Origin of the sequence: Tenacibaculum sediminilitoris (assembly GCF_964513795.1) — a bacterium.
In the GTDB taxonomy this organism is placed as follows: Bacteria; Bacteroidota; Bacteroidia; order Flavobacteriales; family Flavobacteriaceae; genus Polaribacter; species Polaribacter sediminilitoris.
This window is the reverse complement of the sequence record NZ_CAZEQR010000002.1, coordinates 94,499-112,323: the sequence shown is the minus strand read 5'-3', so window position 1 is coordinate 112,323 and position 17,825 is coordinate 94,499. Positions and strand designations below refer to the sequence as shown.

The window sequence follows — 17,825 nt, the reverse complement described above, 5'->3', positions numbered from 1 at the left end:
TGTTTTCTGAAGCTGCGTCTGTATCGCTATTTGAAGCAGATATGGCAGCATTAATCAATCCTTGAATGTTTGTTAATTCAGTATCGGTATAACCTTCAATTTTAGCTATAGGTTGAGTTTGTTGATAGCCCCATACGTAATAGATTTTCGTTCCGTCTTTTTTACTTACTTCTGTAGGGTTTCCTTTATCATTATAACTATGGTATATAATGCGGTCTTCTAAATTTTGTGAGCCTTTTGCTGTTTGAATTATCTCGGGTAAGTACAAGTTATTGAAATTGTTGTAATTTATACGTTGAGTTGAATGCAAAACATTATCCTTAAAAGTTTCTACTTGAACAGGAGTAGCAATTCTATTTTGTAGTTTTAATTGGTCTATAGCTGCTTTTTCAGTAGTCGTTAAATTGTCATGGCCTAAAGAGCTCGCAGTAGTTACATCAGGAGCATAATAGTTTTTAGTTTTTAAAACTTGTCCTTTACTGTTAGTAACCTCTGTAGAGGCTAGCTGATAATGTTTAGCGTAGTTATAAAAGTAATTGGTAGTAGTTGCCAAATTTCCTGAGTCAAAATAATTAGTTTCAGTTTTACTAACTAAATCTACTACACCACCTGTTAAATGAAAAGTTTTATATTCTGTGTGTTCATTATCCCAACCTTGCGGTGTCTCATCTTGGGATATATAAAGGTGTATAAGGGGTAATCGATACAAATAATTATCTGTATAATACATTTTGTCAGTATCTTGCATGTCTTCATTTATATCAAGACGTTTTGTTCGAGGAGCAAATATTGTAGGATAACCTTGTGAGAGATTTTGACTTCCGTATTTATATATATTAGAAATAGATCTAACTTTGGTATAAACTCCTTCAATGTTTTTATAATATATTGTCCCTGTGGAAAGCCCTCTTAACCATTCAAAATCAACAGGTAAATGGTATGGAAATGACATGTAAGATTCTGAAGTTTCGTAATCTTCATAGGTGAGATCAATACCACTATCTTTAAAGTTAGTAAAAAAATATTCTATCTTACCCGAGTTATTATTTTTACCACCAAAATATTCAATAACAGAACCATAACCAATACTATTACCTTGATATGTACTTAAAGGGCTGCCAGGAATTGAGCCATGAGGTTCTAATATAGTTATTGCTTGTATTTGATGATCATTAGATGTATAAGTATTTAACTGTCTAATTGAATTAAAAGCAGATAATGATAAAATCGAACCAGAATCTGTTCCATTTGAAAACTTATACTCATACTCTTTAAAGAATGTTAAATTTTGATTATTATCATAATATTCAATTTTTTTTATCCTTTTTCCAGCTGCATATAGTAAATTATTATCGTCTAATAACTCAACCCAAGACATACTTACAACAAATATATTTGTAGGTATTTCTCCTTCTGGAGGAGGTAATGGAGACCAAGACGAATCTAATGGGTCAAAAATAATCCTATATTCTCCTGGCTCTACTTGAAACTCTGTTGTACCTGCATAAATATAATTATAGCTAGGAGCTCCGTTCAAACCCTCTAATGTTATATTGAATCTACAATCATTTTGAATAGGATTCCCACATGCCCAATTTTGATCAGTTTCATCTCCTGTTCCGTAATAACTAGTTGGTAGACTAACATTAAACTTAACTTTTCCATCGACTTCTTTGACTAAAAAAGGTTCACTAACATACTTATCTCCGTTATATAAATTCTGTTCAAGAAAGGAAATTCCTTTTGATAGAGTAGGAGTTTTAGGATTAATATCAGGTAAATCTACAATATCCATTTCAGTCCCTTTTATTCCTTTATTATGTTCATAGGTAAACTTAGCACTACCTCCTGTAGGATATTTAATTTTGGTTAATATTCCAGCCATAGAAGCTATAGTATCTACCGTTCTATCTACTGTAGTATTTGTATATGGATATTTTTCCAAGACACCCTGTGGGTTTATGTAATAATAATAGTTTAATAATGATAAATATTCCCCGTTTTGAGCTCTATTATAATACCCCCAATAGTCTTGTGCATTTGAAAATCTGTTTGGAAGTGTTTTACTATAATATTTGAAAGATGTAGCAGGCTTTAAATTATTATTTTTCCCAATTTCTATTATTGAGTCTAAAAACATTCTTTTTGAAGCACTTGCGTCCAAATTTTTTAATGTGTAGTTAGTATATTGTCTAGTATTCGCTTCTGTATTCTCAAAACTTTGGTAAAAATTAAAACCTTTTATAAAACTTTCTTTTTCATCTTCTACGATTATTTGTTTTAAAGCATAACCTAAATTTAAATCTTCTCTTCTAATATCAGATTTTATAAACTTAATTTTACCTTTCTTATGAGTGATTGAGTCTAACTGAAATTGATAACTCCATACTTTTGATGCATAACTTATTCTAGTACTCTGTAAATTATTATCATAAGACCTTCTTATGTAATTAGTGCTCTCTTTTGTATAATGAAAACTAACAACATCACCATTTGGACCTTCTACATCCATTAAATGCCAGGTGTTAAAGTTTGGAGAGGAGGGAGAAGATTGTCTACTATAGCCTTCAATTTCATTAATGATGTATGTATTGCTTGTATCATCATAATTTCTCGCATTTCTTTGTCCATCTTTAGAAACTCCGAAATAATAGGTAAAGCCTTCTTTATCTTTAGCTACGAAACCTAATATCTTGTTACTAACATATGGTGGAGTATTAGTATCTCCATATATTACCTCAGTATCTATATCATCAAACTTTTGATTTAAAACCTTTTTAGTTTTATAATCTATAATAAAGTTATTAGAGAAACCTCCTGCTTGCAACATAAATTTATCAGGCTCTCTGTCATGTTGAATCACTTTATCTAAAGTAACCTCGTAGTTTCTTCTGGTTTCTTCATTATTAAAAAAGGTACCATTAGACAATGAAGAAGATAGCATATTACCAGATGAAAGCATTCCTATCTGATTAAGACCACCATCATCTGGTAAGTGTCTAACCTGTCTACTTACTTGGCCACCAGCACTTAATGCCCAGCCAATACCTGCCCTCGAAGCTAATTCTTCTACTCTAACACCTCTAGCATGGTAATTTATTGTTACAGGAAATACCTTACTATCTACTTCAAAAGAGGCTATAGGAAAGTTTATATTAGGAAGCCCTGTATAATGACTAATAGGAACTTCTGTGAATTTAGCTAACGATGAAGCTTCAGGCGAAGGCGGTATAACTGTAGGTAATTCTTGCGCATAGCCCCATACACAAAATAGCACCATAACGATGCTTAACATATTTTTTTTCATAAAGTGAGTGATAATTGAGTTAGCAATTTGTTTTTAATTTTCGATAACAAAAGTATACTTTTTTAGTAACCTGAAAAATAAATAGTTTAAAAAACTAAAAAAACCTAAATTAGACATATTAGATATAACTGTTTAAAGGGGGTAATTTAAACAACGAAAAGAGTTCAAAAAATGTTTTTTGTTTACTGCCTAGCGTAGTAATGATAATCTTTAATTACAGTATCTATAAATAGAGCAGGTTTTTGCTCGGTGGTAATTTTTGTTAACTCAATAACTTTTGTATGTAGTTTTAAAATTACTTTATGATTTCTTTTCTTTATAGCATCTCTATATACACTTGTGATGGTATGAATGTCGTTATCAGTTAACAAAGTAACTTGTGAATAGGTAGGAGTATAGTTGTCAACTACATCACTAACAATGGTATCTTTTAAAGTAATTCTTTTCTTTTCAGATATAACAGTAGTTCCTGCAGCAATATCTCCTAAACGTTGCCCTTTTCCGTTCAATAAAATGGTAAGAACTGCTACAGAGCCACTAGCCAAGGTAAAATCTACAAAACGTAACAGCCACCTAATTAAATAGCTGCCAAAAGTAGGTTTAGAACCATCTAATTTAACCACCCTTATTTGGTTGAAGTATTTGCCAGGAGTTTGCCCATTCATTAAAATCTCAAAAAGTAAGCTGTAGAAGAATACAGGAAGCCCTAATAAAACAAAGAGGCTCATATATTCCATACTCATGGGAATATCTAACATACCTATTATAATAGCAATGATAATGTAGTACCCAATAATAAATAAAGCATCAATTAAATAGGAACCGATACGAGTGGTAACATGAGCTACATTTTGACTAATAGCAATGTTTTGGGCTGTTTCTATTTGAAAATTATCCATTAACTAGTTTTTCAATTTTTTTATGGTTATTTCTTTAACTTTTTTTAGTTTAGCGAAGATAAAAATATTCTATGATTAAAGAAACTTCTCAACAAACATGCTTTAATTTTTTAAATACATGAGGGAAGCTGCTTTTGTAAATAAAAATAAAGAAAAGTGGCAGCTTTTTGAAGATGCACTGTATAATAAAAAAGTTATTTCACCAGATAAACTATCTGATTTATATGTGGAGTTAACTGATGATTTGAGTTACGCCAAAACGTTTTATCCTAACGGAAATACGGTGATATACTTAAACTCGATAGCATCGGCAGCACATCAAAAAATTTATAAAACTAAAAAAGAAAGTAAAAATAGGTTTGTTAGTTTTTTTAAAACGGAATTTCCTTTGATGTTTTATAGCTACCAAAAACAGCTACTTATAGCGTTTTTAGTATTTGCTTTTTTTTCTATTTGTGGTGCTTTTTCAGCCGCAACAGATATTGATTTTGTCCGCCTTATTTTAGGAGACGGTTATGTAAACATGACTTTAGAGAACATTGAAAATGATGACCCAATGGCTGTTTATAAAAAAGCAAATGAAGTAGATATGTTTATCGGAATTACTGTAAATAATATAAAAGTAGCCATGTATGCCTTCGTTTTAGGTATACTATTTTCGGTAGGTACTTTATACATTATGATGCAAAACGGAATAATGTTAGGTTCGTTTCTGTATTTCTTTTATGATAAAGGGTTGTTTTGGGAATCGTCAAGAACTATTTGGATTCATGGAACCATAGAAATATCAGTAATTGTTATTGCAGGCTGTGCAGGTTTGGTATTAGGTAACGGATTATTATTTCCTAAAACCTACTCACGATTAGAATCGTTTAAAAGAAGCATGAAAGATGGATTAAAAATAATGGTAAGCACCATTCCTTTTTTTATAGTTGCAGGATTTTTAGAAGGCTTTGTAACCCGCCATACAGAAATGCCTGATTGGTTAGCAATTTTAATTATTGCTATTTCATTAACACTAATTATATTTTATTACGTCATATATCCAATTAAAGTTTATAAAAATCAACAAATCCATGAATAAAGAATATATAGAATTTAAAAGAGAAAGAGATTTAGGAAGTATTATTTCAGATGCTTTTAAATTTATAAGATTAGAAGGAAAACAGTTCTTTTTAACCATTTTAAAAGTAGCAGCAATACCTATTGTTGTAGCTGTAGCCTCTATGATTTATTATATGATGTCAATGTCTTCATTAATTAGCCAAGAAACAAGTGCAGTTGTTAGAATGATGGGGTCAATGTTTATTATGATGATAGCTTATTTAGTAGCCTTTGTCTTTATTAATTTGGCAGGAATGTATTACATTAAGTCTTATATTGATAATAAAGGAATAGTCAATCAAGAAGAGATCAAAGAGAATACCAAGAATAAGTTTTGGTCTTTTGTAGGCTTTGGAATATTAGCTTACTTAATTTTAATAGCAAGTGTGTTACTATGTTTTTTTCCTGTGTTTTATACTATGACAGCTGTTTCACTAGGGGCTTCTATTTTAGTCTTTGAAAACGAAGGAGGAGCTTCAGCTATAGGAAGATGTTTTAACTTTATTTCAGGGCATTTTTGGGAAACTTTCGGAGTAATTATAGTGGTTGGTTTGTTAGTAGGAGTTTTAGGCTCTGTATTTCAAATTCCAGCAGTAATTTACCAATTTGCCAAAATGGGAATTAGTATGGGGAACGATGACCCTACAATGATGATGAATATTTATAGCGACCCTATTTATTTGTTGTTATATGTGCTTTCTTTGGTAGGAAACTTTTTGTTCTACTCCATTACACTTATTACTAATGTGTTTTTATATTTCGATATTAACGAGCAAAAAAACCAAACAGGAACCATTGAAAAAATAGATAGTTTAGGACAGTAATCTTTTGAAACAGTTTCTTTTTTACATAGCGTTTTTTATTTATTCAGTTACTCTTTTTTCTCAGGAAGAAAAAAAAGAGGTGCAGTATGATGATACTGTTATTAAACAAAAAAAGTTTGATGCTCAAAAAATAACAACGTACAAACAAAAAGATGAATTTATATACATCGTAGAAAAAAGAGAACCTACTATTTTAGAAAAAATATGGGACTGGTTAAAACGAATCGTCATAAAAATACTCTCTTATATTTTTGATGATATTACCCCAGCAGTAGGGTTTTTACGTGTTGTTTTAAAAGTGTTACCATATGTAATTGCAGGGCTAGTATTGTATTTTATTATTAAATTCTTTTTAAAAGTGAATGCACGTAATATTATTGATGGTAAGAAGGCTAAACCTATTGTACACTTATCGGAAGAAGAAGAGTTGATAAAAGATAAAGACTTACCAAAGTTAATTCAAGAAGCAATTTCAGTAAGAAATTATCAATTAGCAGTACGTTATTATTACTTGTTGTTGTTGAAAAATCTGTCAGATAAAGAGTTTATTTCTTGGCAACAAGAAAAAACAAATGAAGATTATATAAAAGAGTTATCGTCTAAAAAGCAATTATACAACGATTTTAAAAAGCTGACTTATCTCTACGATTATGTATGGTATGGTGAGTTTTCAATCGACAAAGAAAAGTTTTTACAAGCAGAAAATAACTTTAAAAACACCTTGGCTAAAATATATTAATTTGGATAAGAAACTTAAAATATATATTGGTTTATTGGTACTTATAGTACTTGGTGTTTTTTATGTTGAGTCTGTAACGCCTAAAGAAATCAATTGGTATCCAAGTTATGCTGCGAAACATAAAATTCCTTACGGAACTTATGTGCTGCATGAAGAAATGCCGAGTTTATTTCCAAAAAGTGAAGTAAAAGATGTGTATCAAAATCCGTATGTATACTTAAAAGACGATAAAACTAACGGAACCTATTTTTTTCTTGATAATAAAGTGAATTTTGACAAAGATGAATTGAATGAGCTTTTAGAATTTGCAGATAGAGGAAACGATGTTTTCATCGCTACGAATGGTGTACATATAGATACGTTAAAAATTGAAACGAGAAGTTTGTCGACATCAGCTTTTGAAGAAAAAGCCTATCAAAAAATGAGTAATCCTATTTTTGGGGGTAAAGAATATCATTTTGACAGAGATTTTTCAAAACTGTATTTTTCTGAAGTTGATACGCTTAATACAACAATTTTAGGTGAGTTGGTAATACGAAATGAAAACGATTCCATCATCAGTAAAAAGCCGAACTTTATCAAAGTAAAACATGGAGAAGGTAATTTTTATTTGCATACTTTCCCGCAGGCATTTACGAATTATAACATGCTATTAGATAATAATTATGAGTACGTAGCTAATGTACTATCATATCTAAATAACCAGCATGAAAATGAAGTAGGGACTGGTTCTAACAGTAGTAGTATTTTATGGGATACTTATTATAAGACAGGAAAAAGCAAAATTACTTCTCCTATGCATTATATTTTATCAACCCAATCGTTAAAGTGGGCATATTATATAGGGTTGATAGGTGTATTGTTCTTTATTATTTTTAAAGGAAAACGTAATCAACGGTTAATTCCTGTTATTACACCGTTAAAAAATCAAACACTGGCTTTTACACGTACCATAGCCAATATGTATTATGAGAAATCAGAACATAAAAATATAGCTGAACATAAAATCAACTATTTTTTAGAGTATATCAGAATCAAATACCGATTATCAACTTTAAAAATAGATGAACGTTTTTATAAAAACCTTGCTAATAGAAGTGGTAATTCAGAAGAAAAAGTAGTTGCTTTATTTAAAAAGATACAGCAAATACAATCAAAATCAAGTATAACCGAAGAAGATTTAGTAGCCTTAAATAAGGTTATTGAAGATTTTAAAGCATATAAAAAAGAATAGGATGCATACAGAAAACAATCCAATAGAAAATACGAATGAGTTATTTTCAAGCAGAGTAGACTTGTCAAAATTAAAGAAAGCTGTTATTAAAATAAAAGAGCAGTTAGGAAAAGTAATAGTTGGTCAAGAAGAGTTTATGGAATTACTATTAGTTTCTCTGTTAGCAGATGGTCATGTGTTGATTGAAGGGGTACCAGGAGTTGCTAAAACGGTAACAGCAAAATTATTGGCAAAAACTATTGCAACCGATTTTAGTCGAATTCAATTTACGCCAGATTTAATGCCATCGGATGTATTAGGAACTTCGGTATTAAATATGAAAACATCAGACTTTGAATTTAAAAAAGGCCCCATTTTTTCAAATATTGTGTTGATTGATGAAATTAACAGAGCACCTGCTAAAACACAAGCAGCCTTGTTTGAAGTGATGGAAGAAAAACAAATTACAATGGATGGAACTCAATACACGATGAATCCGCCATTTATGGTATTAGCAACGCAAAACCCAATAGAGCAGGAGGGAACTTACGCCTTACCAGAAGCACAGTTAGACCGTTTTTTATTCAAAATAAATGTTGGGTATCCAAATTTAGACGAAGAAATACAAATCATCACTGCTCATAACGAGCGTAAAGGAGCCTCACCGCAATCACAGGTAGAAGCAGTATTAACCGAATCAGAATTGTTAGAGTATAGAAACAAAGTTTTTGAAGTATTGGTAGAAGAAAAGATTATCAAATACATAGCACAACTTATTTCTAATACACGTAACAACGCACATTTGTATTTAGGAGGATCACCAAGAGCAAGTATTGCAGTATTAATGGCTTCTAAAGCTTTTGCAGCGATTAACGGACGTGATTTTGTAATTCCTGAAGATGTAAAGAAGAGTATTTACCCAGTATTACGCCATAGAATTATGTTAACTCCTGAACGTGAAATGGAAGGAATGACAGCCGATAAGGTAATTGAAATGATTGTACAATCTGTTGAAGTTCCAAGATAGTGATTCAATTCTTTAAATCATTATACGTACACAATCGCTTTTTTATTTACATAAGCGCAATTTCGGCATTATTTTTACTGTCGTTTTGGATTCCTGCACTTTATGCAGTAACATGGATGTTAGTATGGCTATTTGTGATAGCGATGTGTATTGATGTACTTATCTTATACCGATTTAAAAATGGATTTTTAGCTAGAAGAATTGTATCAGAAAAATTATCAAATTCAGATGATAATGAAGTAGCAATTACGCTTGAAAATAAGTATCCGTTTCAAATCTTTATTTCCTTGATAGATGAGTTGCCTAAACAGTTTCAAAAAAGAGATTTTCAATACACCTCTTCATTGCAATCAGGAGAAAAAACAACACATACCTATACTGTTAGACCTGTTGAAAGGGGGGAGTATACTTTTGGAAAAGTAAACGTATTTGTGTCTTCTTTTTTACAACTATTTTCTAAACGATATACATTTTCAGCAGAGCAAAGTGTAAAAGTATATCCGTCGTACATACAGATGAAAAAGTATGAATTTATGGCAATGCACAATAACTTAACAGAATTTGGCATGAAGAAAATTCGACGTATTGGACACACAATGGAGTTTGAGCAGATTAAAAATTACATTCCTGGTGATGATGTACGCACCATAAACTGGAAAGCTACAGCTAAAAGAGCAGAGTTGATGGTGAATCAATACCAAGATGAAAAATCACAACCTATCTATTCAATTATTGATTTAGGGCGTGTGATGAAAATGCCTTTTGAGGGATTAAAGTTATTAGACTATGCAATTAACTCAACCTTAGCTTTTTCAAACATAGCCTTATTAAAAAATGACAAAGCAGGTATGCTTACATTTTCTAAAAAAGTAGAAAAAATAGTCGCAGCAAGTAATAAGAAAACGAATTTATCGGTTATTAATGAAGAATTATACAACATTACTACCAATTTTTCAGATGCTAATTTTGCATTACTATATGCAAACATTAAGAGAAAAATAAATCAACGAAGCTTATTGATTTTATACACAAATTTTGAACATATTTCGGCTTTAAAACGACAATTGCCATATTTAAAAGCAATTACTAAAAAGCATTTATTGGTAACTGTTTTCTTTGAAAATACGGAATTAGATACCTTAATAATTGAAAATTCAGAAGACTTGCAAAGTGTATATCATAAAACTATTGCAGAAAAATATGCGTACGAAAAACGTTTGATGATAAAAGAGCTAGAAAAAAACGCAGTACATGCTATTTTAACTAAGCCACAACATTTATCAGTAAATGTTATAAATAAATACTTAGAGTTTAAAGCAAAAGGAATGATATAAAAAAAGCGACCATTTGGTCACTTTTTTATGTTATATACTAGTTATGCAATTATTGCATGTTTTCTAACTGTTCTCTTAATAACTCAGGGTTTTGTATTGCTTCCCAACCAAAGAATAAAATCATTCCTATCATAGTAATTATATATAATGAACTTAAAATAATACCTATAATAGCCAAAATTTTACCAGTTTTAACATTGTTAATTCCTTCATATTCATCTGGATTTTCATTGTGTAAAGCTGTAGCTTTTTTTGCTAAAACTAAAGCAACAATACCAAGAATTAATCCAATAAAACCATAACAACAACATCCTAAAATTGAAATGATTCCTAATACTAAAACGCCTGTAGAATTTGGTAGTTTTTGTTTTTCCATAGTTTTTACTAAAATTTAAATTAATTGATTCATTTTTATAACATAACTAGTTACAATAATAATTATGTTAATAACAGCTAATATACTGATTATTTTTTGTGCGTATTTTACTTTATAGAAGAAGTTAATACCAACAACAAAAGCTAAAAGTAGTAACGTATATATCGCAGGATACATTTTAAAAGCAGCTATAAACTCTCCTTGAAAAATTAAACTTAAAGCACGTTGAATACCGCAACCTAAACAATCAATTCCAAAGAGTTGTTTGTTTAAGCAGGGTAGCATATAATCTTCTAATTGTAAAAGCATAACTTGTTATTTGAACATATCCATTCCAGGAATGTTTGGCATTCCGCTTTTAGCGGCAACAGCCAACTCTTGCTCATTTATTTCACCAGCACGTTTTAATGCTTTGTTTAAAGCTAAAATTAAATAGTCTTCTAACTCTTCTTTGTCTTCTAACAAAGATTCATCTACTGTAATTGCTTTTACTTCACGATTAGCAGTCACCGTAACTTTCACATTATCACCAGCAACAGCTTCATCAATTAAAACAGTATCTAACCTTTTTTTAGTTTCTTCTACTTTTTGTTGGGCTTCTTGTAGTTTACCCATCATTCCAGAAATATCTCCGAACATTATTGTACAGTTTTTATGATTTACTTGATAACAAAAATAGTACTTTCACAGGAAATATAAGCCAACTTCAAAAATGAAAAAATAATGCTACCAGCTTTGGTTTTTAGTCTTATTTTTGCTTCTTGCAAAAAACAAGAAATGAATAAAGATAGCAAAGCTCCAGTTGCTGAAAAGCAACCGATTAAGTTAGAGAAACATGGAGATGTTCGTATTGATGATTACTTTTGGATGCGTTTAAGTGATGCTCAAAAAAATGCAAAAGTAAAAGATGAACAAACTCAAAAAGTGTACGATTACCTAAATGCTGAAAATACCTATTACGATGAAATGACCAAAGAAACAAAACAGTTTCAAGAGGAGTTGTTTCAAGAAATGAAGGGGCGTATAAAAGAGGATGATGAATCTGTACCGTACAAAAAGAATGGATATTTTTACATTACTCGTTATGAAAAAGGACAACAATATCCAATTTATAGCCGCAAAAAAGAAACTTTAGAGGCTAAAGAACAAATCATGTTCAATGTAAATAAAGAAGCTAAAGGATATGATTATTTTCAGTTAGGAGGATTAGCGGTATCAACAGATAATAAATTAGTTGCTTTTGCAACAGATACAGTAAGTCGTCGCCAGTATTTCATTAGAATTAAAAATTTAGAAACTGGTAAGATTTATAAAGATATTATCGAAAATACTACAGGAGGATCGGTTTGGGCAAATGATAATAAAACATTGTTTTATGCTAAAAAAGACCCTGTAACCTTACGTTCTTCAAAAATTTACAAACATACTTTAGGTTCTGACGCATCTTTAGATGAATTAGTATATGAAGAAAAAGATGATACGTTTGGAGCATTTGTTACTAAATCAAAATCTAAAAAATATATTATAATTGGTTCGTATAGCACCGTTTCTACAGAATATCATGTGTTAGAAGCAGATAATCCTGATGGAGAGTTACGTATTATTCAACCACGTGAGCGCGATTTAGAATATGAAGTAGCACACTACGGAGATCATTTTTACATTAAAACAAATAAGGACGGAGCAACCAACTTTAAGTTGATGAAAACTCCAGAAAGTAAACCAGGAAAAGAAAACTGGGTAGATGTTATTCCACATAGAGAAGATACCTTATTTGAAGATTTTTCAATTTTTAAAGACTATTTAGTTTTAGAAGAAAGAAATGAAGGATTAAATAAAATCCGTATTAAACGATGGGATGGAACTGAAGATTACTATTTGCCTTTTGAAGAAGAAACCTATTCAGCAGGAGTATATGGAAATCCAGAATTTGATACAGAGGTAATCCGTTATTCATATAATTCAATGACAACTCCAAGTTCAGTTATTGATTTCAATATGAAAGATAGATCAAAAGAAATCAAAAAAGAACAAGAAGTTCTAGGAGGAAAGTTTGATAAAAATAATTACGTAAGTAAGCGTATTTGGGTACCTGCACGAGATGGTAAAAAAGTAGCGTTATCAATTGTATACCATAAAGATACGAAGCTTGATAAAAACACACCAATATTACAATATGCATATGGTTCTTACGGGTATACAATAAACGACGGGTTTTCAACAACACGTTTAAGCTTGTTAGATCGCGGATTTGTATATGCGCTAGCACATATTAGAGGAAGTCAATACTTAGGACGTGAGTGGTACGAAGAGGGTAAAATGTTGTATAAGAAAAATACGTTTACCGATTTTATTGATTGTTCTAAATATTTAATTGATAACGGGTATACATCACCTGAGCATTTATATGCAATGGGAGGTTCTGCTGGAGGGTTATTAATGGGAGCTATTGTAAACATAAACCCTGAATTATATAACGGAATAATTGCAGCAGTACCATTTGTAGATGTAATTTCTACGATGTTAGATGATAGTATTCCATTAACCACAGGTGAATATGACGAATGGGGTAACCCTAACGATAAGGAATACTATGATTATATTAAATCGTATTCTCCATACGATCAAGTAGCAGCAAAAGCATACCCCAATATGTTAGTTATTACTGGTTTACACGATAGTCAAGTTCAGTATTGGGAACCAGCAAAATGGATTGCGAAACTTCGTGAATTAAAGACTGATAACAATATGTTGTTCTTACATACAAATATGGAAGCAGGCCATGGAGGAGCCTCTGGAAGGTTTGATGCTTTAAAAGAAACTGCTGAAGAATATACGTTCTTTTTAATGTTAGAGGATAAGTTAAAAAAATAATTATATTTTTGTGCTCGATTGAGTGTAAGTGTCATTGCGAAAGCAACGAACAATCTCAACAGATTTTTCGTGTTCGTATTTCGTAATGACACTTTTTCTTATTTACAAACTATAATGAAAAGACATCAAGGTATCACCAATTCAATAATAGATTTAGTAGGTCAAACCCCCATGATTCAACTCCATCGAATTACCCAAAACTTACCGGGTACCTACTATGCAAAAGTTGAAGCTTTTAATCCGGGGCATTCTGCTAAAGATCGAATTGCATTACATATCATAGAAACAGCAGAAGAAAAAGGAATTGTAAAAGAAGGAGATATTATTGTTGAAACTACTTCTGGTAATACAGGTTTTTCATTAGCAATGATAAGTATTGTAAAAGGATACCGTTGTATTTTAGCAGTGAGTGATAAGTCTTCGCAAGACAAAATAGACATGCTAAAATCGATGGGAGCAGAGGTACACGTATGTCCTGCAAATGTTACACCAGATGACCCTCGTTCGTATTACGAAGTAGCTAAAAGATTACATAGAGAAAATCCAGGTTCTATTTATATCAATCAGTATTTTAATGAGCTAAATATTGAAGCGCATTACAAGAGTACGGGACCAGAAATTTGGGAACAAACTGATGGAAAAGTAACACATGTAGTTGCAGCAAGCGGAACAGGAGGAACGATTTCTGGAACTGCAAGATACTTAAAAGAACAAAATCCTGATATTAAAATTTTAGGAGTCGATGCGATGGGATCTGTAATTAAGAAGTATCACGAAACTGGTGAGTTTGATGCCAATGAAATAAGTCCATATAAAATAGAAGGTTTAGGTAAAAATTTAATTCCAACCTCTACCGATTTCGACGTGGTAGATGTGTACGAGAAAGTATCCGACAAAGAAGCTGCCTTAAAAGCAAGAGAATTGGTGAAAACAGAAGGTATTTTCGCAGGCTACACTTCAGGAGCAGCATTACAGGCTACACAACAATATGCAGATAACGGATTTTTTGATGAAAATAGTGTAGTAGTCGTAATTCTACCAGATCATGGTTCTCGTTATATGAATAAGATTTATTCTAATAATTGGATGAAAGAGCAAGGCTTTTTGTAGGATGGATATGGTAGATACAATACAATCCTGCTACTGAGGCATTGCTGAGGTAATTTCTGAAATTACTTTTTCCTCCATATGAGCAATCAAAGACAGTTGTCCGCAACATTTTTGACTTTTGTTAACTATTTTTTTCGCTATGTATCTATCGTGAGGGCAACCTCCGTTACAAATAGCTATCTTCGGACATTCATCTAATAGTTTTAAGTTCGTTTCTTCTTCAGAGATTAAAGATTTTAATTTACTCGACTGTTGAATTTCATAGAAACTATTGGTTGTAATGTTACCTAACTGGTAGTCAGAATCTCCTAAATACTTGTCACAATGAAAAACAGTTCCATCGGGTTCTATATGAAAGTAACTTCCTAAGCAGTGACCAGCAAGTGTACATGCTGTAGCAGTTCCACCTAAGATTACTTTTAATAAACTATCAATTTCTCTGATTTGAATTGAAGAGTCATCCCTTTCGAGCCATAAATCAAAAATCTTTTTCATAAATTCTGTTGAATCATTAGATTTACAGTACTCTTCAGAATACACTTCTCCCGAATTTTTATTGTTGGCAGGTTTTACGGGAATAAAAGAGAATGCTTTTACTCCTAATTCGTCTACTAAAAAATTAAAAATTTTAAGAGCTCCCGATTTTAAGATATGCTCGTTTAATACAATTAAAACACCAAAAGGGATATCATTTTTTTGAAGTAATCTAATCGAATTTACAACGTCAGTATAACTTCCTTTGTTATTACTGTATTTTCTATTTAAATTATGACTTTCTTCTACGCCATCTAAACTTATTCCTATAGTAAACTGATACTTCTTAAAAAAATCACACCAATCTTGATTAATTAACGTTCCATTGGTTTGTATAGAGTTCGAATACGATTGCCCTTCTTTTTTTGATTTTTCCTGAAGTAATAGTGCTTTTTGATAATATTCTACGGGCATTAAAAGTGGTTCTCCACCATGCCACATAAAAGAAATATTTTTATGTCTGGATTCAAACGCCTTAGAAATTAAAGTGGCAAGAGTTCGAAACGACATTTTATCGCTTCTCGATCTCCAATCATGGCAATAAGAACAACGTAAATTACATTTCCTAGTTGATTTAATAATCAATCCTAACATTAAAAATAATTAAAGATTAATACCTAATTCTCTTGCGAAATTTAATTCATCTTGGTCTAAAATTGTTTCTAATCTGTGTCTAACTTCTGGATCGTTAAAAACATCTTCATCAAACGGATTGACAAGATGATTAGAATCCCTTTCCCATGATTTTTTCCAAACAAGTAAGTTAACCCAACTTTTATCCCAACCATGAGCCACAGTTCCATTGCTGTTTAGCAAAATAGAAGGGGTTCCAATTAGTTCAGGAGGTAGGGTGTCACCCTCTTCCAGTCTTATGGTATTCGTAGCTTCCCCGTTGGCAGGTTCCATTCCTAATTTTTGGGCAAGAACCTCATTCATTGCTTTTTTTAATACATTTTTTTCTGTTTCAGAAATAACTTGAAGAGGATCTTTCTTTCCTGAAGCAAGAATTAGTTTTTGAATTTCTTCGTTCATGTTAGATGATTTTAGTACACTAATTTAGTGTATAAATATTTTTTGTAAGCAGAAAACTTGCTATTACAGAGATAACTTGTTTTTTACGACTTATACTCTACGATAGCCAAGTTATTGAAAATTAGGGTTAAAATCAATAAAAATTTAGTTAAATAATACTATGGGTAAATCAAGTATTGTTCACGTACTTTTTTAAAATTTTCTAAACCTAGTTGCCAACTCGCTTTGATTTCTTTTTCAGAAAGACCTTCTTCAATTTGTTGTCGCAGCTTTTTTGTACCTGCCAATTTGGTAAAAAAAGTATTGAAAAAGTCTTTTTTAGGAGATTGTTGATATGCTTTTACTAGCCAACTAAGGTTTAGGCTAACTAAGCTTTCAGAAGCGCTTAAGTCTTCTCCAAAGCATATTTTTTCTTTGTGTTTAGGGTGTTTTGCTCCTTCGTTGGGTTGTGGTGTAAAACTAAAGTCAGATTTTTCTAAAAAAGGTGAACCATAAATTTGAAATTGTTTATTGGTGCCTCTTCCAGCAGATACATTGGTTCCTTCAAAAAAACATAAACTCGGGTATAAGTTTATTGAAATGTCGTTCGGTAAATTAGGCGATGGTTTTATTGGTAAACTATATGTTGATTGATGTGTATAATTTTCTAAAAGAATTACGGTTAAATCACACTGAATACCATTGGCTAACCATTTTTCTCCGTTAATCATTTGTCCGTATTCTCCAATCGTCATTCCGTAAACTACAGGAACAGGGTGCATACCTACAAAACTTTTGTGTTCAGGTTCTAAAACAGGTCCGTCAATATAGTGACCATTAGGATTAGGTCTGTCAAGTAAAATCACTTGGATTCCAAGTTCAGCACAAGCCTCCATTACATAATGTAGCGTAGAAATATAAGTATAAAAGCGAGCCCCCACATCTTGAATGTCAAAAACTACCACATCAATTCCTTTGAGTTGTTCTGGTGAAGGTTTTTTGTTTTTTCCGTACAAGGAGATGATTGGAATCCCTGTTTTTACATCTTTTCCATCAGCTATCGCTTCACCAGCATCAGCTTTTCCACGAAAACCATGCTCAGGAGCAAATACTTTTTGCACGTTAATTCTATCGTAATTATGTAAATAATCTACTAAGTGATGTTGTACTATTTCAGCCCCCATAATGTTAGGTGCAACTTCAGCTCGTTGTAATACTTTTAAAACAGAAGTTTGATTTGCAACTATGGCAATATTTTTATTCTTTAAAAGAGGAAGGTATTGGTCAATTCTATCAGCGCCCGTTTTAATGGTTTGTGCTTGTTCTTTCTCTACTGTTTTTTTTGTCGATTTCTGTTGCTGTGCACAAGAACCTATAAAAAAAGAGAATACTAAAAAAGCACTTAATAAATATCTCATAAATTATAAATTATAAGGTATAAATTTAGCGCTTTTATTTTCATAACAATTAGCT

At 31.4% G+C, this 17,825-nt stretch carries 16 protein-coding genes; 8 read left to right on the top strand and 8 right to left on the bottom strand.

The genetic code is table 11. The features are described 5' to 3' along the window. Together ACKTSW_RS01025 and ACKTSW_RS01020 are read right to left on the bottom strand one after the other, a co-directional pair. Positions 1-3,307, bottom strand: a 3,307-nt coding sequence (locus tag ACKTSW_RS01025; protein ID WP_408023415.1) for a hypothetical protein, incomplete at its 3' end; no start/stop codon positions are given. 182 nt (positions 3,308-3,489) lie between these two features. After that, positions 3,490-4,206 carry an RDD family protein gene (locus tag ACKTSW_RS01020; RefSeq protein WP_408023414.1) on the bottom strand — a complete coding sequence of 239 codons (717 nt, stop codon included), beginning with the start codon at positions 4,204-4,206 and terminating at the stop codon, positions 3,490-3,492. 118 nt (positions 4,207-4,324) lie between these two features. On the opposite strand from ACKTSW_RS01020, the gene ACKTSW_RS01015 reads away from it, so the two are divergent. Genes ACKTSW_RS01015 through ACKTSW_RS00990 form a run of 6 tightly spaced genes read left to right on the top strand, consistent with a single transcriptional unit; the run spans position 4,325 to position 10,447 of the window. After that, complete coding sequence (locus tag ACKTSW_RS01015) at positions 4,325-5,290, top strand: stage II sporulation protein M (RefSeq protein ID WP_408023413.1); 966 nt, start codon at positions 4,325-4,327, stop codon at positions 5,288-5,290. Continuing rightward, positions 5,283-6,134 (top strand): hypothetical protein, encoded by an 852-nt coding sequence (locus tag ACKTSW_RS01010; protein ID WP_408023412.1) that lies wholly within the window; start codon positions 5,283-5,285, stop codon positions 6,132-6,134. The genes ACKTSW_RS01015 and ACKTSW_RS01010 overlap by 8 nt, the downstream gene beginning before the upstream one ends. A gap of 4 nt (positions 6,135-6,138) precedes the next feature. Then, positions 6,139-6,873, top strand: coding sequence for a DUF4129 domain-containing protein (locus tag ACKTSW_RS01005; protein WP_408023411.1), 735 nt, complete (start codon positions 6,139-6,141; stop codon positions 6,871-6,873). 1 nt (position 6,874) lies between these two features. Continuing rightward, positions 6,875-8,107 (top strand): DUF4350 domain-containing protein, encoded by a 1,233-nt coding sequence (locus tag ACKTSW_RS01000; RefSeq protein WP_408023410.1) that lies wholly within the window; start codon positions 6,875-6,877, stop codon positions 8,105-8,107. Between the two features lies 1 nt (position 8,108). Then, a complete protein-coding gene (locus tag ACKTSW_RS00995; RefSeq protein WP_408023409.1) occupies positions 8,109-9,113 on the top strand; it encodes an AAA family ATPase in 1,005 nt (334 codons plus the stop codon). A gap of 2 nt (positions 9,114-9,115) precedes the next feature. Beyond that, positions 9,116-10,447: a DUF58 domain-containing protein gene (locus ACKTSW_RS00990; RefSeq protein ID WP_408023417.1), complete on the top strand. Its 1,332-nt coding sequence runs from the start codon at positions 9,116-9,118 to the stop codon at positions 10,445-10,447. Between the two features lie 49 nt (positions 10,448-10,496). Here ACKTSW_RS00990 and ACKTSW_RS00985 read toward each other — a convergent pair whose 3' ends face one another. The 3 genes from ACKTSW_RS00985 to ACKTSW_RS00975 are packed head-to-tail and all read right to left on the bottom strand — an operon-like array spanning position 10,497 to position 11,462. Further along, positions 10,497-10,823 carry a CCC motif membrane protein gene (locus ACKTSW_RS00985; RefSeq protein WP_408023408.1) on the bottom strand — a complete coding sequence of 109 codons (327 nt, stop codon included), beginning with the start codon at positions 10,821-10,823 and terminating at the stop codon, positions 10,497-10,499. 15 nt (positions 10,824-10,838) lie between these two features. Beyond that, positions 10,839-11,132: a DUF2752 domain-containing protein gene (locus tag ACKTSW_RS00980; protein WP_408023407.1), complete on the bottom strand. Its 294-nt coding sequence runs from the start codon at positions 11,130-11,132 to the stop codon at positions 10,839-10,841. A 6-nt stretch (positions 11,133-11,138) separates the two neighbouring features. Continuing rightward, positions 11,139-11,462, bottom strand: a complete 324-nt coding sequence (locus tag ACKTSW_RS00975; protein ID WP_408023406.1) for a YbaB/EbfC family nucleoid-associated protein — start codon at positions 11,460-11,462, stop codon at positions 11,139-11,141. Positions 11,463-11,600: 138 nt separating this feature from the next. Here ACKTSW_RS00975 and ACKTSW_RS00970 point away from each other — a divergent pair, with 138 nt between their 5' ends. Both ACKTSW_RS00970 and ACKTSW_RS00965 read left to right on the top strand, forming a co-directional pair. Further along, on the top strand, positions 11,601-13,697 hold the full coding sequence (locus tag ACKTSW_RS00970; protein WP_408023405.1) for a S9 family peptidase: 2,097 nt from the start codon (positions 11,601-11,603) through the stop codon (positions 13,695-13,697). A gap of 114 nt (positions 13,698-13,811) precedes the next feature. Continuing rightward, entirely contained in the window at positions 13,812-14,807 is a 996-nt protein-coding gene (locus tag ACKTSW_RS00965; RefSeq protein WP_408023404.1) for a PLP-dependent cysteine synthase family protein, read from the top strand. 30 nt (positions 14,808-14,837) lie between these two features. Here the strand turns inward: ACKTSW_RS00965 and ACKTSW_RS00960 are convergent, their stop codons facing one another. The 3 genes from ACKTSW_RS00960 to ACKTSW_RS00950 all read right to left on the bottom strand — a co-directional run bounded on the left by ACKTSW_RS00960 (position 14,838) and on the right by ACKTSW_RS00950 (position 17,770). Further along, entirely contained in the window at positions 14,838-15,935 is a 1,098-nt protein-coding gene (locus ACKTSW_RS00960; protein ID WP_408023403.1) for a radical SAM protein, read from the bottom strand. A gap of 9 nt (positions 15,936-15,944) precedes the next feature. Continuing rightward, positions 15,945-16,373: a hypothetical protein gene (locus tag ACKTSW_RS00955; RefSeq protein ID WP_408023402.1), complete on the bottom strand. Its 429-nt coding sequence runs from the start codon at positions 16,371-16,373 to the stop codon at positions 15,945-15,947. A 158-nt stretch (positions 16,374-16,531) separates the two neighbouring features. Further along, the gene (locus tag ACKTSW_RS00950) at positions 16,532-17,770 is read right to left on the bottom strand and encodes an exo-beta-N-acetylmuramidase NamZ family protein (protein ID WP_408023401.1); all 1,239 of its coding nucleotides are present in this window, start codon (positions 17,768-17,770) and stop codon (positions 16,532-16,534) included. Positions 17,771-17,825 lie beyond the last annotated feature (55 nt).